Here is a 24,735-nt window from a genome sequence, read left to right on the forward strand (position 1 = left end):
TTACTATGCGTGTTTGTTTAATTCATCTTGTGCTTTCTTCAAAATTTCATCCATGTTTCCTTTTGAATCATTTGGTACTTTACGTACATCGAAATTGATTCCAGCTTCTTTTAATTTATTGAAAGTATCAATATCAGCTTGGCTAAACGCCAACACTTTATTTGGTTGTACTTTACCAGGTGAGTGTGCCATTGATCCGACATTCACTGTCTCCAACGGTACGCCGCCTTCAACTGCTCTTAAAACATCTTGAGGATTTTCGAATAACAGTAACGCGCGTTGTCCGCCAAAATGTTGATCATCTTTCGCAAGTTCGATCATTTTTTCAACTGGAACAACATGTGCTTTTACACCTGGAGGAGCAGCTTGTTGGATCAATTTCTTACGAAGATCGTCTTTTGCTACCGCATCAGAAACAACGATAATGCGTGTTGGATTCGTTGCTTTTGTCCACGCTGTTGCTACTTGTCCATGAAGCAGACGTGAATCGATACGGGCTAAAACATAACTGAATTTACCAGGAGCTCCTGCAGCTGACGTTTGTTGTACTGCTGCTTTCGGTGCTTCTGCCGGTTCTAATTCTTCCGGTTTTACTTTTACACCGTCTTTTGCTGTTTCAATGATATGTGCTGCAATTTCATGAGCAGATTCCATTGAAAAGCGTGATGCGTAGGCTTCAATCAACATTGGTAAATTCAAACCGCTTACGATTGCCCATTTATCTTTGTGCTCTTCGAATAATGTGTTTGATTGATTGAACGGTGTTCCGCCCCATAAATCAACTAAGAATAACACTTCGTCTTGATTATCAAAAGAAGCAACCGCTTCTTCCAATTTGGCTCTCAAGTCATCTGGACCTTCACTTGGTTTCAAAATCACGGCTTTGACGTTTTCTTGTTCGCCAAAGATCATTGAACCGGATTGTAAGATTCCTTCAGCAAATTGTCCATGACTTGCTAGGATAATCCCTACCATATTTATACCTCCTATTTACTTTTGTTGTAACAAATTCAAAAATATTAATAATTGCTAACCATTACAACAGAATTATTTGACCTTTTCCAACAACCATTTTTGTTACACCTTTTTGATTTTCGCTAGTAGTTCCATCAAAAGGATTTTCCTGTCAGCAGGTACTTTTCGAATCTCTAACTCCACTTCTTGACTGTTCAAGTAACGAAAGGAATCAATATCTTGTTGATTTACTGAAACAAAATTGGTAATCATTGATTTGCCTTCAGTAAAACTCATACCGCCGATATTCAACGACTTCAACTGTACACCGCAGCGGACAACCGCTTCAACATCTTGGGGATTGGTGAATAAAAGCATCACTTTTGCTCGTGATAATAGTCCACTATGATAGATTTGAATCATTTTCTGCACGGTTATTACATTTGCTGTGATTCCCGGCGGTGCAGCTTCTTTTAATAGAAACTTTCTCAATTTATCTTGAGCAACTACATCGCTAATCACAATGATACGTTCAACACCTGTTTGCTTCGACCAAACTGTTGCGACTTGCCCGTGGATTAAACGATCATCTATACGTGCCAATCGAATATCCATCTGCAAAACTCCTTCTTCCTCACTACTTCACAGAAACCCCTATCATTTCTGTGTGAACAACCACCTCCTAGCACACACTACTATAAGCAAAAAGCGTGCCAACTTTTTTGTGATACACTAATTGAATTTAAAGGATTCTTAACCAATACACAAAAACGATACACTATGAAAGTGTATCGTTTTTGTGTATTTAAGGCATAGTGTATTCTTTTTTATCTAGCTGATTATGCACTAGACGTAGCAGATAATACATTTCTTCTATTGGCACTTTTACTTTTATCTTATCTTCTAGCAGGACAACCGAGGCTGTTAATTGATTATAAAGAGGATCACTCATTGTATTCGTCAATTCGTTTTCTTCCACCGTCAACGTTTCATTTCGAATAATCCGTTCGATCATTCCTGCTGTGTGTATCACTAAGTTGATCTTAAAACCATATTCTTCATTGCCAATTCCCATCGTCTGAGAGACTTGTGTAGAAAATTGCCACATTGGATCGATTAGTTTACTACCATTGATAAAGATGAAGTTCTCAGAGATAAACTCAACACATGTTTTTTTAGCTGTCTCTTCATCTAGCGAGACGAATTCAGTTTCTTCCATTTCTGATTCCATAAGCAACTGATCCAAAATGACTTCGATATTTTGATCAATGAAGCGCTCTAAAGGAATAAATGGTGCTTGGATATTCAAATCAGTAATTCCAGTAGTTGCTATGATCTGATATTCTTTTTGGATAACCGGCAATTCTTCTTTCACTTCCACAATCGACAAAGCTAGAACTTCTAATTCTGTTTCTTGACGCTTGTTTACCGCTCGTTCGATCAATTCTTTGATTCTTTGCGCTGTACCTTCGCCAGATGCACAAATGGCCAAAACAGCTTTTTTCTTATGGATAGGTTTTGTTTCCTGGACAGGTTCTACAGAAGATATTTCTGCGTAACCTCGAAAATTCTTCAATGATTCATGCAACATATCTAAATCTGTCCCTAATACAGAGACCTTTCGCACAGTTTCCAAAACTAGAGAAGTTGTTACCATGTCAACGGTACGTACAGGTATCCCGGTGTCTCGCTGAATTTGCGAATTAAATGAGGCGAGGGACCCCATATCCACTAATAGTATGACCCCGCTTCCTTCATCTACTTCTTGTACATTGCGTTCAATTCGGTCTAAAGCTGTTTTCGGATCCATATCCAACGGCATGTCTACTGCTCGTACATTCTCTGCATCTAACAACTGTTGGACAACCTGAACCATACTGCTTGCTGTACTGTTTCCGTGAGCCGCAACGACTACACCGATTCTGCCGCTTGCTTGGTTCGCCCGTAACGAGACGAGTAGAACAGTCAAGTAGTAGTCTTCACTTTCTGGAATATCCACTTGAAAATACGTTTCTATATAACTACGCACTTCTTTCGCAACAGCATATTCATCTGGAAAATCAAATGCCATCTCACGGATATTATCATTCGTATGCCGTTCTTCTCCTAAATTGATCTTTTTCAAAAACGAACTGATATGCAAGCTCATAGCATAAATAAAGTTTTGCTGAAAGTCATATGGTAAAGATCTTTTGACCATTACATAAATCTGATTGGTCACTTCTATGATTTTTGGATCTACAAATTCTGCTAATTTGCTATCTGCATTAAAAGAAAACCCATGGTCTTTATAAAAAGACTTCAGATGGATGTTGATATCTGTAGAAATAAAGTGATTGATTGCTTCTTGGTCCAACCCATCCGACTTCAGCAAAGCTGCTTTATCTCCGATGATATCATATAGATTATAAGGTAATTCATAGGAGTCTGATTGGATTTTCATGATCGTATCGTTTGGTGCTACAGTTATCTTTGGCTCCAATATTTTAGAAAGCTCTGCCATTGCACTGCGGTTGCTTGCTAATTGAATCAATCCGCTACGAATTCCTTCTGTCAAATCATCAATCGTAATCGATATTTCGGGAGATTGCATATGATTTAGAAATCCTCGTGCGCATACTAACTGGATATTCGACTTCAATTGACCTATATTCCCATAAGTCACACTGCCAATCAGTGCTTTTGCTACATCTTCTGTCAAAGAGATCTTTCGTTGCGTGCGGTTCGCTTCGTGGGCAATCATGATTTTTACTAAATCGACTTTCTCATTTGCAGGACGTTTTTCAAAAGCCGGAAGTTTGATATTAATTGGGATACGCCGAACAAAAGTTTCCAATAGCGAAGAGCCTGGATCTTCTGTGGTCGCACCTACGATTCGTACATTTGCTTCATGAGATTTCGTTGTTTCTCCAAGACGACTGTAAGTCCCGTGATCCATAAAGTAAAAGATCATTTCTTGACCTTCTGGAGGCAATCGGTGAATTTCATCCAGAAATAGCATACCACCATCCGCTTGATCGATAATTCCCATTTTTTCTTCATCTGCACCTGTAAAGGCTCCTTTTGCATACCCAAATAAATGGCTCATCAAAAGCTCAGGGTTATTCGCGTAATCAGCACAATTGAAAACAATCAGTTCCGTTTCCTCATCTATTACATGATGTGCTTTGGCAAAATGATACATCGCGTGCGCAAAATAAGTCTTTCCTGATCCGGTAGGTCCTGTAATCAAGCAATTTAATCCTCTTGGCGGATACAAGATCGCAGCTTTTGCCTGTTCCACTGAGTTTTTCATGCTACCATTAGCTCCAATGATTTTTGCAAAGATATCCTTAGTATCTATCTGGAGCATATTTTTTTCTTCAGAGACCGGCGTTTCTTTGTAACTGACCACATGTTTTGCAGCTGGCTTTACGTGCGTAGCGAGTGTTTGATATATGTAACGTACTGGTCGTCCATCTGTCTTTATCAATTTTCCTTCGCGCACTAGCTGATTCAGATCCTTACTGCTATTCGTTCGTTGGATTCCTAACACTTCAGCAATTTCTTGTGTCGTTACTCCTTGGTCATATTCTGCCTTTGTTAAATGAGCGGTTTTTTCTTTGACATACATATAAATTCGGTCCATGCGTTTTGCCAATGGTATCGCTCCTTTTCTATAGACTGTTGTTCTTAGGCTTCAAAACATAATACTATGTATTTATTTCCGTTTCGTCAACTATTTACCTGATTTTGTTTCGTTGACAACAAGCGAAGGGACAAGCGTAATGAAGATAAAAGAACACAAAATATCAATTCCATTTTTATATTGGAAACAAGAAAAAGAACACTATTTATCCTACAATGATGCTGCTGATAGCAAACAATATCGCTTTCATTAATAAAAACAATCGTTATCAAAACATTCTGATTACAAGATGGCAAAAAAATCTTAAGCGTAAAAAGACATGGTAACCTTCGCATCCTTCATGACAACTTTTATTTTTATAAACAAAGAAGAGGCTGTGACAAAAGTCTTGTCACAACCTCTTTAATCGCAAGATTCAATTAAGCTTCTTGAGCTACTGGATAAACAGACACTTGTTTTTTGTTACGGCCTTTACGTTCGAAACGTACTACGCCATCAACTTTTGCAAATAAAGTGTCGTCTCCACCGATACCCACGTTTACACCTGGATAGATTTTTGTACCGCGTTGACGGTAAAGAATTGATCCACCTGTAACTGTTTGTCCATCAGCGCGTTTAGCACCTAGACGTTTTGATTCTGAGTCACGGCCGTTAGATGTAGAACCGCCACCTTTTTTGTGGGCAAATAATTGTAGATTCATAGATAACAACATGGTCTGCACCTCCTATTTATCATTGATTGTTTTAATTTGGATATATTCTGAGTTTTCAGCTTCTATTGATTGTAAACCTAATAAAAGATTTTCTAATAGAATCTCAGCAATATTGTTTTGTTCTTGTGTCATTCCTGAAGTGACTTCGGTATAAAGATAACCGCCTTCTTCTTCATTCATTTCAACAATCGGTTCAAAACCGGCTAATGAGGCAATCCCGTTGACAGTGCTGATCGCTAACGCAGAAACACCTGCACAAACGATATCACTTCCATAAGGACCAGCATCAGCATGCCCGGTCAAAGTGAATGAAACGATCTGACCTGCGTCATTTCGCTTAAATGTTCCTTTGATCATATATAGGCCTTCTTTCTCAAACGCTGATTAAGCGTTGATCGCGTCGATAACCACTTTTGTATATGGTTGACGATGACCTTGTTTGCGGTGTGAATGTTTTTTAGGTTTGTATTTGAAAGTAACGACTTTCTTTTGTTTGCCGTGTTTTTCAACAGTACCTTCAACAGTTGCACCTGCAACAGTTGGAGCGCCTACTTTTGTAGATTCGCCACCTACTAAGATAACTTCGTCAAAAACAACTTTTTCTCCTGCTTCAACGTCAAGTTTTTCAACATAGATTGCTTGTCCAACTTCAACTTTTACTTGTTTACCACCAGTTTTAATAATTGCGTACATGCTATAAAGCACCTCCTTCTGATATACTTAGACTCGCCATCCGAAGTGACAGCATCTGCTGTGCTTATTACTTGTTCTGAGCGGTTGTAGCTGTGGAGTCCACAATTACAACAGTACTAGCTTACCAGAACAGCCGCTGTTCGTCAACTAAATTTAAAGTCAAAAAATGAAATAAAGATTTAAACAATCGTTCTCCTGCTTTTCTTTCCTCTTCGTTTCTGCCAAATAAAATAGTCGCATTGCGTTTCTTTTCTTCTTATAATAAAAGAAAAAGGAGGAGCACAAATGGAATACCCAACAGAATTGATACAAGAGGCTTCTTTAAGGATGAACGACCGTCCTGTAGAAGGGTTTGTCGCTGGGCAAGGACCTCTTCATCCTAAATTAATGCTTGTAGGAGAAGCCCCAGGGAAAACAGAGATTGATACACACATCCCTTTTAGCGGACAAGCTGGAAAAGAATTGATGCAGGCACTTTCTTCCACTGGTTTAACACGAGAAGATGTCTATATCACCAGTGCTGTACGGAGTCGCCCGTATCGCGTGACTCATTGGATCAATAAACGGACACAACAGACAGAAACTGTTTATCCAAATCGTACACCTACGCGATCCGAAGTATTTGCACACGCACCGATACTGGATTACGAACTGATGGAAATCCAGCCAAAATTAATTGCGACACTTGGAAATATTGGCCTGCAACGATTACTTGGTAAAGAATATACTGTTACCAAAAACCATGGTCAACTCTATACAGGTCCCGTCTTACAGCTAACAAAACAAAAAGATGCCTACGAATGGTCAGAAAAAAACTATCGTATCCTTCCACTTTTTCATCCAGCAGCTATTTTTTATAATCGTTCCCTTGTACCTGTTATCCATCAAGATTGGCAAGTACTAGCTTCACTTTTACAACAAGATTAAAAAGAACAGACAAGACGGTGAAATTGTTAGTTTACAGTCTTGTCTATTCTTTTTCATTGTTTTAATGGCTCATTGCAGTATATTTCGCATGCAATGCTGTCAACGCATGAGCAACTGTTTGATGTTGATGTGTGGATGTATATTCCCATAAGTGAGAAAGTTGTTTTTCTACTTCCGGCTGCAAGGAAGTATAGATAATCGTTTGTCCTCTCTGTTCTGCTTTTTCTTGAAATTCATCAAAAACTGCGCGTGCCGTCAAATCAATACTTGGTACGCCACGCATGGAGAAGATGACACCGTCGTGATGGTTTAGTTCTTCCAATTTATTTTTTAGTTTCTCTGAAGACATGAAAAACAGCGGACCGCTGATGTACACTACTGTCCAATTATTCAGCTTTTCCGTTTCTGGCAGCCCCATTCTTTGCCAATCGATTGTTTCTAATGAAATCGTGATAGCCGCACTTTTTACAACAAAAAATACACAACCGCCGATAATCCCAATTACAATAGCAATACTTAAATCAAAGATGACTGTACAAATCATTGTAAGAACAAACAATAGAATAGCTGACCAATATTTATGAACAAATAGCTCCTTAATCGTTCTCCATTCATTCATACGCCAAGCCGTCACGATCAAAACACCTGCAAGTGCCGGCATCGGAATCTGTGACATCACTGGCGCAAAAACAAGCATGGAAAGCAACAAGACAACTGCATGGATCATGCCAGCTAATCTGGTTTGTGCGCCAGATTTGATGGCCACACTTGTACGAGCAATGGCTGCAGTAGCAGGAATCCCGCCAAAAAAAGGAAGCAATAGATTTCCCACCCCTTGTGCCACTAATTCTTGGTTACTGTCTAATGATTTATTCGCCATTCGACCAGCAGAAGCACCACATAATAAGCTCTCAATCATCCCTAACAGAGCAATGCTAATGGCCGGAACGGCTACTTGTTGCAAGGCAGAAAAGCTAAAATCTCCCAAGCCCAAGCGATTACTGCTGATCAGTGTTTGTGGGATGTTACCAACAGTGGCTACTGGTAAATGACACAGTAGCGTAACTACTGTTGCTAAAATGATGGCCAACAGCGAACTAGGCATTCGTTTCGCCCATTTTTTCGGATAGATGAACATCCCTAAAATGACTAGGCCTCCCATAATCAAAGATGCTATGTTTATTGGAAAACCTAGTGTTTGATAACTACTTAGCTTTTCAATAACATTTGTACCTTCCGAATGAACACCAAACAAATTATCGATCTGACCTAATGCAATAATAATAGCAATACCTGAAGTAAATCCTGTGATTACTGGTGCTGGGATAAAAGAAGTTAGTGTTCCTAATCGGAAAAGTCCTGCTGCAAGTAAAAATAGACCTGCCAAAAAAGTAGCAAGCAACACACCTTGCATTCCCTTTGTTGCCGCAATGGACATTAGAATAGCTGCCATTGCGCCTGTCGGACCTGATATTTGATAAAAACCGCCTGATAAACCGCCAATAACGAGACCGGCAATGATAGCCGTAATCAAACCTGCGGACGCATCGGCTCCGCTTGATACCCCAAAAGCCAAGGCTAAAGGCAATGCTACAGCAGCTACTGTGATTCCAGCCAAAAGATCTTTCTGAAATCTTGAAAGATCATAACCTAAAAATTCTTTTTTTAGTGATAAAACATAATTTTTGAACACCTATCTAACTCCTTTTCATGAAATTTTCTAAAATACCATTCATTAGAATAGCATATTTCATGAGAAAAAGTAATATTTTTCACAAAGTTTCCTGTCCAATAGATCCTTGTTTTTCCACATTTAGAAGAAAATAGAAAGCAAGGCCAACAGAGCTAACCCACCTTGTTTTAGTAAAATCCAGCGATCGCTAGTCAGACTTCCATACAATGCAACAATAAAAATTGATAGCAACAGCATACTTGTAATTTCTTTAGGTGCGGAAGAAAGGTAAGCTCCGTAAAGTAGTCCAACCCCTAATAGTCCATTGTATACTCCTTGATTCTTAAATAATGTTTGAACAGATTTTCTGCTTAATTCTTCTTTATTCATTTTAAAAACTCTGCTTGTCGTATCGGAATCAGTTCTTACTGTTTCGATGTACATGATATAAAAAAATTCGATGGCCACTAGAGTGACTAAAATTTTTGATAATATTGACATATTTGCTTCCTCTTTCTGATGGATTTTATTTTTACTTCCTATAATTGTACTAGATAAAGATGTTTTTTTCATTTTATTTGCCTTTGAAAACAAACAATATTGGCACAAAAAACAAAGAAAAACCGTTAGAAACCTCAGTTTCTAACGGTTTTTTAGCGTCACAGGAGGGATTCGAACCCCCGACCGTCCGCTTAGAAGGCGGATGCTCTATCCAGCTGAGCTACTATGACAGGAATCAGCGGAACATCAATAATTATAGATAATTATATTGCTTCTGTCAATACGAAATAGTTATTTAATTAGCAAATAGCCAATTATTTTAATTCAACTACCAAATCAATCCTTTGAAAAGAAACATTCGCTTCCATCTATTCTAAGGTTATCAGTCGAAAACAGGAGTTGCATTGTCTTCATGCTTACTCCTGTTTATTTCAATCTATTCACTATTTCCTTCAGTTGTTTTACAAATACAGTCTCTTTCACATCAAATTTAGATGGATTCTTTGATATAATCAATCACTTACTGATTGTCATAATCATGTATCACCAATCGATTTCTTCTGCTTCTTTTGTCATTAAGATTACACCATCGCCTAATGGTAAGATGGTCGATGTCAAATCAGGATGGTTCATCACGACACGAAGGAATTCATTTAATTTACGATGGATAGCTCGTTTGCCACGAGGAATCTCTTCATCAGGGAGCAAGATCGTCCCTCCTTGGAAAATATCATCTACCATCAAAACGCCACCTTTTCGTAACAAACGCAAACATTCAGGTAAAAATTCAATATATTTTGATTTTGCACTATCCATAAAAATAAAGTCATATGGACCAGACAATTCAGGCAAAATATCTGCGGCTTGCCCTTCAAGCAAGGTTACTTTATCTGTCAATCCTAGACGTTCATAGTTTTTTTTCGCTTTCTCGATCATGACATCGAAACGATCAATGGTCGTAACATGAGCATTTTCTCCGATTGTTGTCGCCATGACACTTGATGAAAAACCGATAGCTGCACCGATCTCTAAGATTCGTTCAGGCTGAATCTGTCCAAGTAAAAATTTCAAAAATACAACTGTTTCGTGGGGAATAACCGGTACTTCTGCTACATGAGCTTCTTCTTCCAATTTGCCTAGCTCACCCGGTAATTTTTTTTGCTGGGTGCGCATAAAGTCCAATAGTTCTTCTTTGACTACAGGACGATGCATCATTTCATTGCGCATACTACTCCTCCTCTTTACACATTATACGAACAACTAGCTAAATCTACAAGCTGTATGAGTATTTTCCGTATCACTCGTTCAGAAGAGTAATGGTATCTCTTGAATATATTTGTCTTTTTCAACATTCTCACAAAAATTTCTGTGTTCGTCTCCGCTTCTTCTTCAACTCTACAAAAGTATTCCAAGCTGTGATTCCTGTTAAGCAAAAAGCAATCGTAAAGAATAACCCCTGGATCCATGCAAATGCTGTTTTGGAAAGGACCAGGCCAATATATGGAATCTGGAAGATTGGACTACCGATAATATTTCTCTTTTTTACTACTCCAGGCTCGATATAAGTCCGTGTGTCAGCTTTTGTATAAAAGTCGTTGTAGTTGTTTTCAATGGCTATTACGCGACGTGTCGAGATTTTTTTACCTGAATTTTCATAATATGTAATAATATCTCCGACTAAAATCTCATCTGTATTTTTTGGTCGTACATATATCAGATTTCCTTGTGCATAATATGGGTTCATTTCTCTATCCTCAATAATATAAGGAGTCAATCCAAAAATTCGGGGAACCAAGACGACGAGAAGAATAAGTATTAAAAATATAATCAGCGTTACAGAACTAACAAAAGTTATTTCTTTGTAATCAGGCATCGTTTTCAACTCCTTTCTTTCTTCAATCCTTCTTAATCATATAATAACGATAAATTTTTTTCAAATTATAACTGTAAAAACACATTTTTATGACAACGACGTTTTTTGATTCTATTTCCTCATCTTTATCTCATTTTTCATTATAAATAATTGACGTTAGTAAAAAAAACGTTTACCCTAAAATTACAAGTTTTAGAAAGGAATACCTTTAGGCTTTTTTTAATAACATATATAATAAAAAAGAATCTTTCTATATGCGCATAAAATGGAGCATAATAATTATATTATCAGTGTTATTTTTAGCAGGGATTGCTTATTTCTTCTATTTTATCTTCTCTCCTGCTAATAGTAATCAAATGAAAGAAATAAAAGATTCATGGGTTTTCTATTCAAAAGATGATCCTGATTTTAAGTTTGACAGCAAGTACACTCGTACGATTCCTACCGTAGACAAAGATGAAACATTTATTATGGAAACGACACTTGAGAAACCGTTGAACGAAGCAAATTTACTAATCAAAGGAAATCATCAATGGATTACTGTGTATCTAAACGGAAACATTTTATACCAACGGGAAGATTACGACGCAGAAAGCAACCCTGGATTATCACTGGCTGTGATAGATTTACCATCAGATTACATCGGAAAAAAATTGATGATCTCTGTCTCATCTCCTTATCAAAACTACGCTGGGTTGCCACCGAAAGTCTATATAGGTACAACTGGTCCGTTAATCGGTTTTATCTATTCTCAATCAGTACCGCAAGTATTAACGATGATCATTGCAGTTTTCATTGCTATTGGGACGTTTATCTATACCATCTACTTGATGTACAAACAAAAACGGCTTGAATACTCGCTGATTATCTTAAGCTGCTTTGCTTTGGCATTAGGATTTGAAGCTGTTTCAGAAGATATTTTAAGTGGCATCCTTTTTGAACCATTCGTTCACTCTTTTTTATCTCATTTATTTATTATCCTAACCTCGGCTTTCATTATCTGCTATTATTGGAGCCGGATGATTTATTATAAAAAATGGTATGGGATTTTTTGTATAATCCAGCTTTCGATCTTTTCTGGTGTTCTGCTTTATGCAGCTTTTACTTCTGCAGAACTTCCTGAATTGATGCCAATTGCTAATATAGCTAGTGTTATCAGTACTCTAGTCACTTCGCTTACCTGCATTGGTGAAGCATATAAAAACAATCGTTTTTATGTAGTTTGTACACCTTGGATCGTCTTGGTTGCCATTATCCACTGCTTGATTTATATCCAAACAGCACTAGGTATTTATCAAACGACGATCAATTGGTCTACGATTTTATTCATTATTATTTTGATTGTTATTATCAGTTACAATCTGATTGACCACATTCTGAACACAGATAAAGACCGAAGACAAGTAGATTTCTTAAAAATCAAAAACGATTTGCTGGAACAGCATTATGAGCAACTTCGACAGCATATCCAAGAAGTAAATACGCTTCGTTTAGAATTTGTTCAGGAAATGGAAAATCTGCAAGACTTAATGCATACGGATCAAGTAAAAGCAAAAAAATATGTGGAAACAATCTTGGAAGAAGCAAAAAATTTTGAAATGCTGTGTTCTTTTTGCAATCATCAGATGACAAATCTGATTTTCGCGCGCTATCAACAGTTAGCTGCTAAACGGAATATCCAGATCACCTTCCAAGCAGAACTTCCTGAGGATCTTCCTATCAAAGATGATGATCTAGCCCAGCTTTTGATTCATGCCCTAGAGCATTCCTTTAGAGAAACTCATGCCATCGAAAATCCGCTGTATCGAAAAATTCATTTGTCGATACACGAACAAGAGGATCATTTCATCATTTGTTGCGAACATAGTGCACATTATGATACGAATATATTCAGTCGAGGTATCACAGAAGAATTAGATGATCAGGAACGCTTTGATTTGATGATGATGAAAGATGTGGCAGATCGTTACACTGGAACACTAACGCAGGAAAAAGATACATTGATTGATCGAATCACTGTTCAGCTTTCCCGAAATTACTCGAATTCTATATAAAAAAGCAGTGGGATCCAATACATAAGGATTCCGCTGCTTTTTGTTTTTAATAAAGTAAGGTAAGCAATTCTTCTGATTCTATCGCACCAAAATATTTTTTCACATCAATTTGGTCAACTATTTTTGATAGAGATTCTTTATCATATTTCTGTCCCACCAATTTTTTTTCGACATCAAAGATATCTCCTAGTCCGAAGAAATCACCAAAGATTTTTGCTTCTTTAATCATTCCTTCTGATACATTCAAGTGGACTTCGATCGAACCGATAGAGAAACGTTTTTGACGAGAGAAATTGAAATCTGGGGACTTTCCGTAATTCCAATCCCAATTTCGGTAATATTCTTCAGAGATTCGATTGATTTTTTTCCAATCTTCGTCGGTCAATTCGTACGTTTTTACTTCCTCTACTGATTCTACACCAAAAATTTTCAACAAGATTTCTTGACGAAATTCTTCCGTTGTCATTTTTTGTTTTTCTTCGGGAAGAAACGGTTTGATATTCGTCACACGAGAACGGATCGATTTGATTCCTTTTGATTCGATTTTGTCTTTTTTTACTTTTAATGCATTGACTACTTCATTGATATCAGAGTCGAACATGATCGTTCCATGAGCAAACATTCGGCCATTGGTAGCATACATCGCATTACCGGAAAATTTCATACCATCAATGACTAAATCATTTCGGCCTTTCAACTCAGCCCCGGCAACACCCAATTCATGAAGTGCTTGGATGATTGGTTGTGTTACTTTCGCAAAATCACGGAAGGAATCACCATCATCAGGCATAATAAAACTAAAGTTCAAATTCCCAAAATCATGGTAGACAGCTCCGCCTCCGCTTAGACGGCGGACCACATGAATACCATGTTCTTCCACATAATCTCGATTGATTTCTTCAATCGTGTTCTGATTCCTACCGATGATGATTGAAGGTTCATTGATATAAAAGAGCAAAATGGGTTCATCTAATGGCATTTCTTGCAACAAGTATTGTTCAATTGCTAAATTGATTCTTGGGTCGTGGTTTTCATTTGGTACAAAAATCATGTTCTTCCTCCTAAATGTCAAACACTTTGTCAACTGCAGCAAGTTCTACATCTATCCCTTTACCTGCTGCTTTTTGCGCTTCATTTTTCAATTGTTCTAAGTCGCCAAACTGAGGTAGATGGGTAAGTACAAGTTTCTTTACGTTAGCTGATTTCGCCAGTTCTCCAGCTTCTTTTGAAGTGAAATGTGCATGATGATGTTCATTTCCTTCAAATAGATAGGTATCTGCTAGAAACAAATCAGCCTCTTTCGCAAAATCAGCGAAACTTTCCAAATAACCTGAATCTCCTGTAAATACGAATACTTTCCCCGTTGCTTCTTCTACGATTCGCATGGCGTAACATACTACTGGATGGATTGTTTCCATAAAAGTAATCAGAAAAGGACCAATTTTTAATTCTTCGGCTTCAAAATAAGGATGTCCTTTTGAGACATTCGCCATCGTCAATTCTTCAAAGTGGACAGAATCTTTTGTGTGCCCGTAAATTGAAAGCAATGTCTCCGGATCTCTCTTGGGATGAAGTTGCCAGTAATACTGTAATACACCAAGGTCAGCAATATGATCATGATGATAATGGCTAAGGATCACAGCATCCAAATCAAGTGGATCAAGATGTTCTTGTAATTTGATCAGCGTAGCACTACCTGCATCAATCAACAAGTTGAAACCGTCAGATTGAAGTAAATAACCTGTTGTCCCTTGATTATTATAAGGATACGCCCCTAAGCAGCCTAAAACAGTTAATTTCATCATACATTCCCCCTCAAAGATTTATCCTACCACAAAAGTTATTTTTCTAATGAATGAACTGCTTACAGATTAAGCAAAATAGGCTTCTGGACCACCTTTTTCAATCCGTGCTTGTTCATAAAATTCTGCAACTGATACATTCACATAAACGATGACCCACAAAAGACCGATGAATAAAGCGATTGCCCCTAACAAATACCAGCCGATAAAAGATAGTTGCAACAAAATATACGTACCGATTCTATCTTTCAATAAGAACCAGCCATATTTTAAGCATTGTACGACCGACAAATCAGGATAGTCGAACTTCGTCCATGCAGCAAATTGGAACAATCCGCCAACGATGCTCATGATAAGTGCTGAAACAAAAATCATCCCTACCATTGATAAAACAAAGCTGATATCAAGAAAATCTCCTGGCATGACATCCGTAGGTACCGTACTTGAATTGAAAAGCAACTGCGTATAAGCACTCACTCCGCTGATTAAAAACATGGGCAGAAAGATCAAACTATTGAGCAACCAGTTGATGATTGAATTAATCAAATTGATGACAAGTATCGAACCAAAATATTTTTTTTGGAAAACTGAAAATAGAAGATTGCTTTTTGGTCTGCCACCTCGTACAACTACTAACGCAATATAAAACAATGCATAGTTGAATGCGAATAAAAGCAAATTATTGACTAGAAAACTCAATAGGTTTTGCTGCATGCTTTCTTCCGTAAAAGGACTGAAACCGTCAAAAAAATTCTGTATGACGCTTGTGAACAATATGGATAAGAAAACAAGCCAAGCATTGATTCCCCATTGATTCTCTAAAGAAGCTCGCGCTTTTTTTCGATATTCAGAAATAGGCATTTTATTATTCATTATTCATAACTCCGGATTTGTTCAACTGTTTCACTATCAAGCCGTTTCACTAACTCAGTAACTAGCTTCACTGTATTCAAATAATCATCTTCATGGATCACTGATGTGTGGGAATGCAAATAACGAACAGGAACAGTAATGGCTACAGAAGGAACACCGTCTCTTGTCAAATGCATTTGTCCTGCATCCGTTCCACCGCCAGAGATCACTGTATATTGGAATGGGATAGCCATTTCCTCTGCTACATCGATAACGAAATTCAATAATTTTTTGTGCGGAATCATCGATGCATCAAAAATCAAAATCTGTGGACCTTTTCCTAAAATCGAATCTGCTTCTTTTGGTGTCATTCCTGGAGTATCACCTGCTGTACCAGTATCTAAAGCAAAAGCAATATCCGGATTTACAAGGTGCGTGCTTGTTCGAGCGCCTCGCAAGCCCACTTCTTCTTGCACATCGCTTCCTGCAAATAAAACATTTGGATGTGCTTCTTTAGATAGATTCTCCAATACTCGCAAAGAAACAGCTGTCCCTATCCGATTATCCCATGCTTTTGCCAGTAAATATTTACTGCCATTCATTCGTTTGTATTCAATATATGGGGTGACCATATCTCCCGGACGTATGCCCCACTCTTTGGCTTCTTCTTGGTTTGATGCGCCGATATCAATAAACATATCTTTGATTTCATATGGTTTATTTCGTACCTGAGGTGTTAAAACATGCGGTGGTTTTGAACCAATTACCCCGTGAATGATTTTTCCTTCTCGTGTTTTGATTTCCACTTGTTGAGCAAGCATCACTTGTCCCCACCAGCCTCCAAGTGTTTGGAACTCCAAGAAGCCTTTTTCGGTTATTTTTGTTACCATAAAACCAACTTCGTCCATATGACCAGAAATAAAGACTTTTGGTCCTCCGCCAGCGCCATGCTTAGCAATCACACTGCCTAATCCGTCATAAAAAATATCATCAGCGAATGGTTTAGCATATTCTCTGAATACTTCTCTTACCTCTTCTTCATTCCCAGGTACTCCTTTTGCAGAAGTCAAATCAATTAGTAGCTGTTCTTCTTTTGTATCCAAATGTTTTCCCCCATTTCTATATTCATATTGTGATTATACCATTGCTTTTGTTTTTTGTTCAGGCAAACTTGGTATTTTTACTGTTTATTTCAGAATATTCTAAAATAAATAAAACAGGCAGATATCCTCCACCTGTTTTATTTATTTTAATCGTAGTTTATCTGGTACTTGCTGTTGCCAAGCTTTGCTGAAAAAAGCATCATCGAGATGGTACCTACTAGGAAGCTGGTTTTCTTCTAAAAACGGTCTAATCTGTTGATCTGCGGCCAGCCAGCCTTTCCACCCTAAATGGATCGTATCTTCCATAAAATAATTGGTACCAGCTTGATTGACAAAATCAGCTATTCGATTGAATCCTTGGCTATTTAATTGAAATTTGATTTTTTTGGCAAATCCTTGTAGCATTTCTTGAGATAGTCCGGTATAATCGCTCCATTTCTCGTTGACCGGTGGAATGATAAACAACACTTCATTATGGTTTTTTGCTAATTGATCCAAGATTAGCTGAAAATCAGAAAATTCTGGTGAAAAACGATAATCCCAATTTTTTTGTGACTGTTTGAGTTCTGGCTCGTGGGATCGGATACGATGTGTATAAAAATCGTTTTTCAAACCAAATGGATTATTTGTCGTTTCTTGTTTTCCAATCTCATCTGCCAAAATGGATAATTCTGTTTCTTGATAGTGGTCTGGTAATTGTTTTGATTCATGATCGATTTTTTGCTGACGATCTTTCAAACCGATATCACTGAATATCTCATCCTCACGCTTCAACATGTTCCATTGGCTGTGCAACTGATCCAAAGAATCAGGTAAAGGTAACTTTCCTTCTTTAATCGTTTGTAGAATTCCTGTCAGCGTATCGTTCTCTTTTACTTTTGAAAAAGTTAATAGTCTTCTAGCTAAATAGCGATCAGCTGATGTAACTTTTTTCAATGAGAACAACCAATCATAGGTCTGAAGTTCAGAATAGTAAGTGTTGAAATAATCTGTTTTTACACCATCTTTTACAAACCATTGAGGCGAGATGATAAACACCACTTTTTTGTTTTTCAAATCATCCCCTGCAGATCGCATCATCATATATTGACTTAATGATTGTGTTCCCGGCGCTCCTAGCAAGAAAGGACGATAACCTCTATCATATTTTTCAGCCAAAACAGACGGATGAAATGGACTGATCCTGCTTAATTCACTCGACCCAAAAAAGGGGATATATTGTTTTTCAGACAAAGCTTTGTTTTTTATTGCATCGCCCTTTAGTACATTTGCTGACATAGATGAAGACGCTCGCTTGATTACTTCCGGGTTATCAATATTTACTCGATAGGAAGAAGTGAAGAATAGGGCAAGCAGACCAAAAGCGAGAACAACAGGTCCAAAAATAGCAAAGAGTTTCTTTTTCATACTCAACCCTTCAATGCAGTTGCTTGTTGAATGATTTTATTCGGTGTGCGCCAATCCTCCCGCTCGAATTCAGAGACTGGGACTTGGATATCCAACTCTCCGTCTAGCTCGACTAATAATTGCACAGATGCTAAAGAATCAAGCAAACCTTCATCAAATAGATCAATATCACGATTTTTTCTTACTTCATCTGTTCCTGTTATTTCTTCTAAGATTGATAAAATTTGTTCTTCCATTTTCCTTTTCTCCTTTGTTATATAAATTAATATGTCACTATTCGTTAGCTAAAAAAAAGTTTATCTAAAAATCCTGAAAAAATCAGGAAGCTGAAACATACCGCTTGAAATGTCAAAAATACGGCTACGCCATGCGTAAATTTGTTAGAAGGCAACTGATCTTTATGCTTCTTCTTAAATCGGATCCATGCATCTGTCAGACAGATCAGACAAGCATGATACAGACCGTATACGATGTAGTACCACGTCAATCCATGCCAGACACCCATTAGAAGAAACAAAGCGAAATACCCGATATTTGACATCACGATCTTGCTTTTAAAGATTTTTTTCTTCATCATGAAGAACATCAACCGCATATACACGTAATCGCGGAACCAAAAAGACAAGGTCATATGCCATCGATTCCAGAATTCTTTGATATTCCATGATAAAAATGGTTTATTGAAATTGATTGGCGTCTGATACCCCATCATGTAGCTTGTACCGACTGCGAACAAACTGTAACCTGCAAAATCAAAAAATAAATACATGCTATACACGTACATGTAACCCACTAACGCCCATGAAATCCCACCATGCTGTAATGCGATGCGCCCTACTGCAGGGAGCAGTACTTGACCAAAATAATAACCGATAATGAACTTATATAAAAAACCGACAAAAATATTTTGGACGCCTTTTCCCAAGAGATCAACATATTTATCACGAACAGGTGGATGGAGCTGATCCTTTTCAAATCTCCTATAACGATCGATGGGTCCAGAAGATATTGTCGGGAAAAACAGCAGAAACTGGATATAACGAAATGGATTATATACTTTGATCATGCCATCTCTTATTTCCATGATCATTTGCACAGACTTAAAGGTTAAATAAGAGATTCCTAAAAAACCAAGTAGCGATGCTTTTCCATGTTCAAAAAAAGGAGTCACTTTCGTTAAAAACAGTGGAATTATTGCTAAAATAACGGCGGCGTAAAACCATCCTGTTTGATTTTTCCTTTGCCGGTGAACAAAATAGCCCCATACAAGGATTGTCTGCCAAAAAACATACCCAATCAGCGCCGCTCCCTGTTCCCAATAAGTACCTCCAAAGCTGACAAATAAAAAGAAAAGTGTCACCACTGATTGATAAATTGGTAATCTTTTTTTCCATATCAGTAAAGATAGAACGATTGGTATAAGCGCAATGGCTAAAAGAAAAAAATAAAACGGCTCTGCGTAAGGGATCATATGAGGAAACATCATTCAGGATTCACCTCAGCTGTTAATTTTTTTCGATCAATTTTTCCATTTACTGTCTGAGGCAGCAAATCGACATAATGGAACTTCTGAGGAATCATATACTCCATCACAACTTGCAGTAATTGTTCTTTGATCGATTTGGTCAGTTGAAAATCCGGTTGTTTCGTTGTGTTTTCTAATACGATGAAAGCAACAAGCTGCTGCACTTTTGTTCCTTGATATTTTGGTACGACAACGGCTTGTTTGATCCGGGAGTCTTGCAACAGATAATGTTCGATATCCCCTAACTCGATCCGGTAACCATGTAATTTGACTTGCTGATCCATACGGCCTTCATAAAATAAAAGCCCGTCTTCATCCAACCTTCCTGCATCCCCTGTATGGTAACTTGCTAAGTCATTTTGACAAAAGAACGCAGCTGCTGTTTTTTCTGGATTGTTCAGGTAACCTTTTGATACGCTTGGCCCTGCAATAATGATCTCACCTGTTTCTCCTTTTGGAACAAGTTTGTCTTCTTGGACAATAGAAACTTTGGTGTCTTTTTTTACATAGCCGATCGGTAGTCGGTCATATTTATCTAGTACGTGCTGATTAATCTGGATACTTGAAATAGCCACAGTTGCTTCTGTTGGGCCGTAAGTATTATATATCCGTGCATTTGGGAATCGATCAAGTAGTGTTTCTGCAGTTTTTTTTGTCAATTCTTCTCCGCAAAATAAAAACATGTCCAATTCTGGTACATTTTCTCCATTGAAGGTAGGCTCCATCAAGCAAATATCCATAAAAGATGGAGTAGAAACCCAAATATTCAACTTCAAGTTAGGCAATGTCGCGAATAATTGACGAAAATCTTGAATAACTGCTTTATTTAACGGCTTCAGCATTCCACCAGAAACTAATGCAGGATAAATAGAAAATACCGATAAATCAAAAGAAAATGGCGCTTGGGCTAAGAAATGCATACCAGGCTTGATCCCAAAGTCTTCCATCGTCCATTGAACAAAGCTGACTAGATTATCATGACTGATTTGTACGCCTTTTGGTTCTCCAGTAGTACCAGAAGTAAAAATAATATAAAAATTTTCTGTACCTTTTACGCTGTTTCTGGGATAAAATTCTACTGGTATCTTCTCGATTTCTTGAAATTCTTCTTTTGTTACGACAGGAACAGAAGGAATGTCTTCTATCCAATTCCCAATACTGATGACCATAGATGGTTTAGCCACCCGAAAGATCGACAGGATACGTTCTTTGGGTGTGTGTTCTTCAATTGGCAAATAGGCATGACCAGATTTGACAATTCCTAGAAATGCGACAATCATCTCAAATTCTAAATTACCAAAAACGACGATTGGTCCATCCCCTTCTACCTTTTCTTCTAAATAATAAGCAAGTGCGTCTGATGCTTGTTTCAATTCTCCAAAAGTATGCATCTCATCCGCCTGATAAGCAATTCGATCAGGTTCGCTTATTCCCCAATCATCGACTGCTTCAATAATCGTTTTGATTTCCATACTCTTCCTCCTAAAATTCGTTATAGATAAATGTTCCTCCTTGAATATTTTTATAGTGATACAGGTAGATCAGGAACAGCAGTACCGCACTATAAAAAATTGTTCGAATGATGAATTTTCCCCAATAATTCAATTTTGGATTAGACCACCATTTGTTCATTGGATTCCCTCCTCATATAACCTCACACAAAGTGTAACGAATTTTGACAAAAAGAAACATGTGTCTAGCTTACAGAAACCGTTTTTTTACTAACAGTTTTGTCACATAGCTTTTATAAAAATAGCACATCAAAACACTGCTTTTTTCTTTATAATTTCTAGTAATTTTAAAAAATATAAAAAATAAAGAGGTTGTGACAAAAAGCGTGTCACAACCTCTTCTTCCAAATAAACGGTGTGTAAAAGCTTGCATCTGCGGTAATAAGTCCAGCTAAATCAAAAACATGGGAAACTATTTTTGCTTGGCTGTTTCTTATTACTTGATGCAGGACAGCTTTTTCACAATCTCTTCTTTAAACGGTGTTTAAAATTTAGTACTTTTTATTATCTTGTCTTATTCCGCCTGTCATTCCTCGATAATCCGACAATATAACTGACTCGTAATGACATAAAGCAAAAGATAGATAAGGATCAATAAGCCACTGACAAGATAAGCCAACCAATAATCGGCAGTTTTGATATACTGAGTGAAAACATTGATTGCAAATACTGCATGAGTGATTCCTAATATCATGGGTGGAAAAAAGGTAAGTGCGTTTTGCTCGAAAATCATCCTTCTAATTCTTCTTTGTGGTATCCCCAGTTTAGTCAATAGGTGATAATTTTCTTTTTCTTCCTCTGCTTCTGCTAATTGTCGAACGGTCAGAATACTGCCAGTAGCAATAATGACGATCATTCCGACAAACAGTGTGACAAAAATATTGATACCAATCCGCCGGTTGACTGCACGCAATTTTGAATAGCTGGAGGAGAAGTTCAACCGAGAACCTTCTTGACTAAATTGCGCTTCCTTCATTTTGTCATCTGGCAGTTTCTTTGTACTAATTTCTCCTTGCAGACGCCCATTTACGATATCATAAGAATAATAAATAGCATTGAGCCACTTTATCGACATTTCACTGCTCAGTCGTTCATCTATCTTTTCATTATTCTCACCTGACACATCCACATTGACTACTTGATAATCTACACCTTTTGCTTTTTCAAAAACGTTATCATCCACGACTAGTACAGGACTTAGATATACCATCGTTTCGTCACCTAATACACTTGGAAGCATTTGTTGAATCTTCAACTCTTGATTATCTGGCAATCCAATACTAGAACCATATAATGAAATATTCCGGAAAAGAGTTTGCATTTGATCAAGCAAAACAGTATAGTTAGGAGATTTCAAAGAAACGTTTGGCAAATCCGGATTAACTTTTCTGAAGGCTTGATATTCTGTTTCTGTGATCAGATTAGCAGTTTGAAACATAGGTTCTTCGAGATCTGGTCTGTAGATACTACCTATGACTTTATAATGCAAGGTGATTTTTTTAGTTATCTTCTGTCCTTCCTCTGCCAGAATAGGCTTGATTTTTTTTTCTGTCTCGACATCAAACTGATAGTCCATCGGGGAGGATACTTTCTCCTGATACGATAAAATAGTAGAAATACTAGCCGTACCGCCAATCGTCATTAAAGAAATTCCAAGAATGACTGTAATTAGAGAATTCGTCCGCCAGCTTTTGAGCAGGTGCACTTGTGTATTACCTATTATTAAAAAATTGATCCCATAGTAATAGAGCTTCCATTTACTCAATATGATCAAAAAGAGTCGAAATGTATAGCAGAAAAACAAATAAGTACCAATCACACAAATGAAAAAGATCAGAAAAGGCAAAAAGAGAATGAATGTCTCAAGGTAATGATGACTGATCATCCATGAAGTGATTTCTCTAAAATGACTAGCCCCAAAATATCCGCTCGTTAAAAGCAATAACCCAATGACAGCGAGTAATCGATGCCTTGTTCTGAAACGCATCGTTGAACTATCTGCTTGTTCTTTTTCTCCAAAACTTCGAATCATCGGGTAGCGCCAGATTTTCCATATCGAATACACAGATACTGCTAAAAGGATGATGAAAAAAGCAAATAAAGTATCTGCGACTGATGGAATGGAGATAAAAAACGGACTATTAAGATCCATATCCATCATTCGAACCAAAATCATGGAAAAGAGTTTGGAGAAAATAATGCCGAGCAATATCCCAAAAATACAGGCAAATAACCCAATTATCATGATTTCCAATACATATATACCTGAAATTTGTAGTTTGTTCATACCAAAAAGTTGATAGATACCTATTTCTTTTTGTCTTCTATTCAAAAAAAATCGGTTGGCACTGAATACGAAAAAAAGTAAAACGACAGTAATGATCAGTCCGCCAAAACTCAATCCGCCATCTATCGAAGTATCTGGACTTGCTCTTCTAACTAAAGATTGATCATAGGTCATTGCGCTGAAAGAATAATAAATCATCACGGATAAAGTCAAACTGAAAAAATAAACAAGATACCCTCGGGACTGCCGAAAAAAGCTTTTGACGGCTAATTTATACAGCATTCATTTTTCCTCCTCCACCAATCGTCGCCTGCATGTCGATTACTTTTTCAAAGAATTCTCTTCTTGTCCCTCTTCTCACAACTTCTGAAAAAATCACGCCGTCTTTGATAAATAAAATTCTGTCACAGTAGCTCGCTGTATATGGGTCATGGGTGACTAACAAGATTGTCGCTTTTTCTTTTTGATTCATAGTCTGTAAATAATTCAACAATTCTGTGGCCGACTTCGAATCTAGAGATCCAGTTGGTTCATCTGCAAAGATTACTTGTGGCTGAACAACAAGGGCTCTAGCGGCTGCAATTCGTTGTCGCTGACCGACAGAAAGCTCATCTGGATATCGTTTTAGCAGTTCTTCTATATTCAACAATTGAGCTACGTGTCTTACTCTCTTTTCCATCTCTTCCTTAGTCATCCGTTCAACTGCTAGGGGCAATAGGATATTGTCTTTTGCATTTAAAGTATCGATCAAATTGAATTCTTGAAAAATGAATCCTAGTTTTTTTCGGCGAAAGTCACTGAGCTCACTATTTTTCATTTTTGTGATTTCTTTTCCTTGGATCAAGACACTACCCATCGTAGGCAAATTGATCGTGGATAAAATATTCATCAACGTCGTCTTGCCTGCACCGCTTGGACCCATGATCCCAACAAATTCGCCTTCTTCTACTGTGAATGAGATATTATCTAAAGCTTTGACGGGAGAAAGTTTGCTACCGTAGCTTTTACTGAGATGTTTCACTTCGATCATCTTTTCCAATTCTTCTTCTCCTCTTTCATTTCTGTTTATTTGCATAGTAGCATATCTACGAACAATTTGCTCTTATGTTTTTGTCACTTTTTCTTAGCCCAAATAAAAAAATTTTATTCAATTATTTTATTCAGCTAAATTAAATATGCAAAAAATAAATCCATCAACTACAAGTTTTCACTTTTTTTCACAATAAAATATAC

General features: G+C 37.4%; 23 protein-coding genes, 1 tRNA gene and 1 other annotated feature. Of the genes, 2 read left to right on the top strand and 22 right to left on the bottom strand.

Going from position 1 to position 24,735, the window contains the following annotated elements; genetic code table 11:
• Positions 1–3: 3 nt before the first annotated feature.
• The 6 genes from QK255_RS09490 to rplU all read right to left on the bottom strand — a co-directional run bounded on the left by QK255_RS09490 (position 4) and on the right by rplU (position 5,988).
• On the bottom strand, positions 4–975 hold the full coding sequence (locus QK255_RS09490) for a mannose/fructose/sorbose PTS transporter subunit IIA (RefSeq protein ID WP_002291900.1): 972 nt from the start codon (positions 973–975) through the stop codon (positions 4–6).
• A 102-nt stretch (positions 976–1,077) separates the two neighbouring features.
• Positions 1,078–1,569 (bottom strand): mannose/fructose/sorbose PTS transporter subunit IIB, encoded by a 492-nt coding sequence (locus tag QK255_RS09495; protein WP_002289455.1) that lies wholly within the window; start codon positions 1,567–1,569, stop codon positions 1,078–1,080.
• A 190-nt stretch (positions 1,570–1,759) separates the two neighbouring features.
• On the bottom strand, positions 1,760–4,594 hold the full coding sequence (locus QK255_RS09500) for a sigma-54-dependent transcriptional regulator (RefSeq protein ID WP_502855923.1): 2,835 nt from the start codon (positions 4,592–4,594) through the stop codon (positions 1,760–1,762).
• A 407-nt stretch (positions 4,595–5,001) separates the two neighbouring features.
• Positions 5,002–5,295: a 50S ribosomal protein L27 gene (gene rpmA / locus QK255_RS09505; RefSeq protein ID WP_002289452.1), complete on the bottom strand. Its 294-nt coding sequence runs from the start codon at positions 5,293–5,295 to the stop codon at positions 5,002–5,004.
• A gap of 12 nt (positions 5,296–5,307) precedes the next feature.
• Positions 5,308–5,652: a ribosomal-processing cysteine protease Prp gene (locus QK255_RS09510; RefSeq protein WP_002289451.1), complete on the bottom strand. Its 345-nt coding sequence runs from the start codon at positions 5,650–5,652 to the stop codon at positions 5,308–5,310.
• A gap of 27 nt (positions 5,653–5,679) precedes the next feature.
• Positions 5,680–5,988 carry a 50S ribosomal protein L21 gene (rplU, locus tag QK255_RS09515; RefSeq protein ID WP_002289450.1) on the bottom strand — a complete coding sequence of 103 codons (309 nt, stop codon included), beginning with the start codon at positions 5,986–5,988 and terminating at the stop codon, positions 5,680–5,682.
• Positions 5,989–6,007: 19 nt separating this feature from the next.
• Positions 6,008–6,084: a sequence feature (ribosomal protein L21 leader region), on the bottom strand.
• Positions 6,085–6,273: 189 nt separating this feature from the next.
• On the opposite strand from rplU, the gene QK255_RS09520 reads away from it, so the two are divergent.
• Complete coding sequence (locus QK255_RS09520; RefSeq protein WP_002292370.1) at positions 6,274–6,915, top strand: uracil-DNA glycosylase; 642 nt, start codon at positions 6,274–6,276, stop codon at positions 6,913–6,915.
• A gap of 61 nt (positions 6,916–6,976) precedes the next feature.
• Here QK255_RS09520 and QK255_RS09525 read toward each other — a convergent pair whose 3' ends face one another.
• From QK255_RS09525 to QK255_RS09545, 5 genes are all read right to left on the bottom strand, one after another.
• Positions 6,977–8,608: a SulP family inorganic anion transporter gene (locus tag QK255_RS09525; protein WP_002292367.1), complete on the bottom strand. Its 1,632-nt coding sequence runs from the start codon at positions 8,606–8,608 to the stop codon at positions 6,977–6,979.
• Between the two features lie 120 nt (positions 8,609–8,728).
• Complete coding sequence (locus QK255_RS09530; RefSeq protein ID WP_002329013.1) at positions 8,729–9,088, bottom strand: DUF1304 domain-containing protein; 360 nt, start codon at positions 9,086–9,088, stop codon at positions 8,729–8,731.
• 156 nt (positions 9,089–9,244) lie between these two features.
• Positions 9,245–9,318, bottom strand: a tRNA-Arg gene (locus QK255_RS09535).
• Between the two features lie 313 nt (positions 9,319–9,631).
• Positions 9,632–10,315 (bottom strand): O-methyltransferase, encoded by a 684-nt coding sequence (locus tag QK255_RS09540; protein ID WP_002292364.1) that lies wholly within the window; start codon positions 10,313–10,315, stop codon positions 9,632–9,634.
• A gap of 127 nt (positions 10,316–10,442) precedes the next feature.
• Positions 10,443–10,961, bottom strand: a complete 519-nt coding sequence (locus QK255_RS09545) for a signal peptidase I (protein ID WP_283341536.1) — start codon at positions 10,959–10,961, stop codon at positions 10,443–10,445.
• A gap of 254 nt (positions 10,962–11,215) precedes the next feature.
• Between QK255_RS09545 and QK255_RS09550 the strand changes: the two genes are divergently transcribed.
• Positions 11,216–13,015 carry an ATP-binding protein gene (locus QK255_RS09550; protein WP_161389144.1) on the top strand — a complete coding sequence of 600 codons (1,800 nt, stop codon included), beginning with the start codon at positions 11,216–11,218 and terminating at the stop codon, positions 13,013–13,015.
• 46 nt (positions 13,016–13,061) lie between these two features.
• Here QK255_RS09550 and lplA read toward each other — a convergent pair whose 3' ends face one another.
• The 11 genes from lplA to QK255_RS09605 all read right to left on the bottom strand — a co-directional run bounded on the left by lplA (position 13,062) and on the right by QK255_RS09605 (position 24,541).
• Positions 13,062–14,066: a lipoate--protein ligase gene (lplA, locus tag QK255_RS09555; RefSeq protein WP_002292361.1), complete on the bottom strand. Its 1,005-nt coding sequence runs from the start codon at positions 14,064–14,066 to the stop codon at positions 13,062–13,064.
• Between the two features lie 10 nt (positions 14,067–14,076).
• Positions 14,077–14,817 carry an MBL fold metallo-hydrolase gene (locus QK255_RS09560; protein ID WP_016853388.1) on the bottom strand — a complete coding sequence of 247 codons (741 nt, stop codon included), beginning with the start codon at positions 14,815–14,817 and terminating at the stop codon, positions 14,077–14,079.
• 69 nt (positions 14,818–14,886) lie between these two features.
• Positions 14,887–15,690 (bottom strand): DUF975 family protein, encoded by an 804-nt coding sequence (locus QK255_RS09565; RefSeq protein WP_002292359.1) that lies wholly within the window; start codon positions 15,688–15,690, stop codon positions 14,887–14,889.
• Complete coding sequence (locus QK255_RS09570; protein ID WP_002292358.1) at positions 15,690–16,772, bottom strand: M42 family metallopeptidase; 1,083 nt, start codon at positions 16,770–16,772, stop codon at positions 15,690–15,692. Before QK255_RS09570 ends, QK255_RS09565 begins: the two co-directional genes overlap by 1 nt.
• A 141-nt stretch (positions 16,773–16,913) precedes the next feature.
• Positions 16,914–18,179, bottom strand: coding sequence for a D-alanyl-lipoteichoic acid biosynthesis protein DltD (gene dltD, locus QK255_RS09575; RefSeq protein WP_002292357.1), 1,266 nt, complete (start codon positions 18,177–18,179; stop codon positions 16,914–16,916).
• Between the two features lie 2 nt (positions 18,180–18,181).
• Positions 18,182–18,415 carry a D-alanine--poly(phosphoribitol) ligase subunit DltC gene (dltC, locus tag QK255_RS09580; protein WP_002292356.1) on the bottom strand — a complete coding sequence of 78 codons (234 nt, stop codon included), beginning with the start codon at positions 18,413–18,415 and terminating at the stop codon, positions 18,182–18,184.
• A gap of 44 nt (positions 18,416–18,459) precedes the next feature.
• Complete coding sequence (dltB, locus tag QK255_RS09585) at positions 18,460–19,665, bottom strand: D-alanyl-lipoteichoic acid biosynthesis protein DltB (protein WP_002329012.1); 1,206 nt, start codon at positions 19,663–19,665, stop codon at positions 18,460–18,462.
• Entirely contained in the window at positions 19,662–21,176 is a 1,515-nt protein-coding gene (dltA, locus tag QK255_RS09590) for a D-alanine--poly(phosphoribitol) ligase subunit DltA (RefSeq protein ID WP_002292354.1), read from the bottom strand. The genes dltB and dltA overlap by 4 nt, the downstream gene beginning before the upstream one ends.
• Positions 21,177–21,186: 10 nt before the next feature.
• Positions 21,187–21,336, bottom strand: a complete 150-nt coding sequence (locus tag QK255_RS09595) for a teichoic acid D-Ala incorporation-associated protein DltX (protein WP_002292353.1) — start codon at positions 21,334–21,336, stop codon at positions 21,187–21,189.
• 405 nt (positions 21,337–21,741) lie between these two features.
• Complete coding sequence (locus tag QK255_RS09600) at positions 21,742–23,784, bottom strand: ABC transporter permease (RefSeq protein WP_002292351.1); 2,043 nt, start codon at positions 23,782–23,784, stop codon at positions 21,742–21,744.
• Positions 23,774–24,541, bottom strand: a complete 768-nt coding sequence (locus QK255_RS09605) for an ABC transporter ATP-binding protein (protein ID WP_002310242.1) — start codon at positions 24,539–24,541, stop codon at positions 23,774–23,776. The genes QK255_RS09600 and QK255_RS09605 overlap by 11 nt, the downstream gene beginning before the upstream one ends.
• Between the last annotated feature and the right edge of the window lie 194 nt (positions 24,542–24,735).

This window comes from Enterococcus sp. ZQ21 (assembly GCF_030053755.1).
GTDB lineage: Bacteria > Bacillota > Bacilli > Lactobacillales > Enterococcaceae > Enterococcus_B > Enterococcus_B lactis.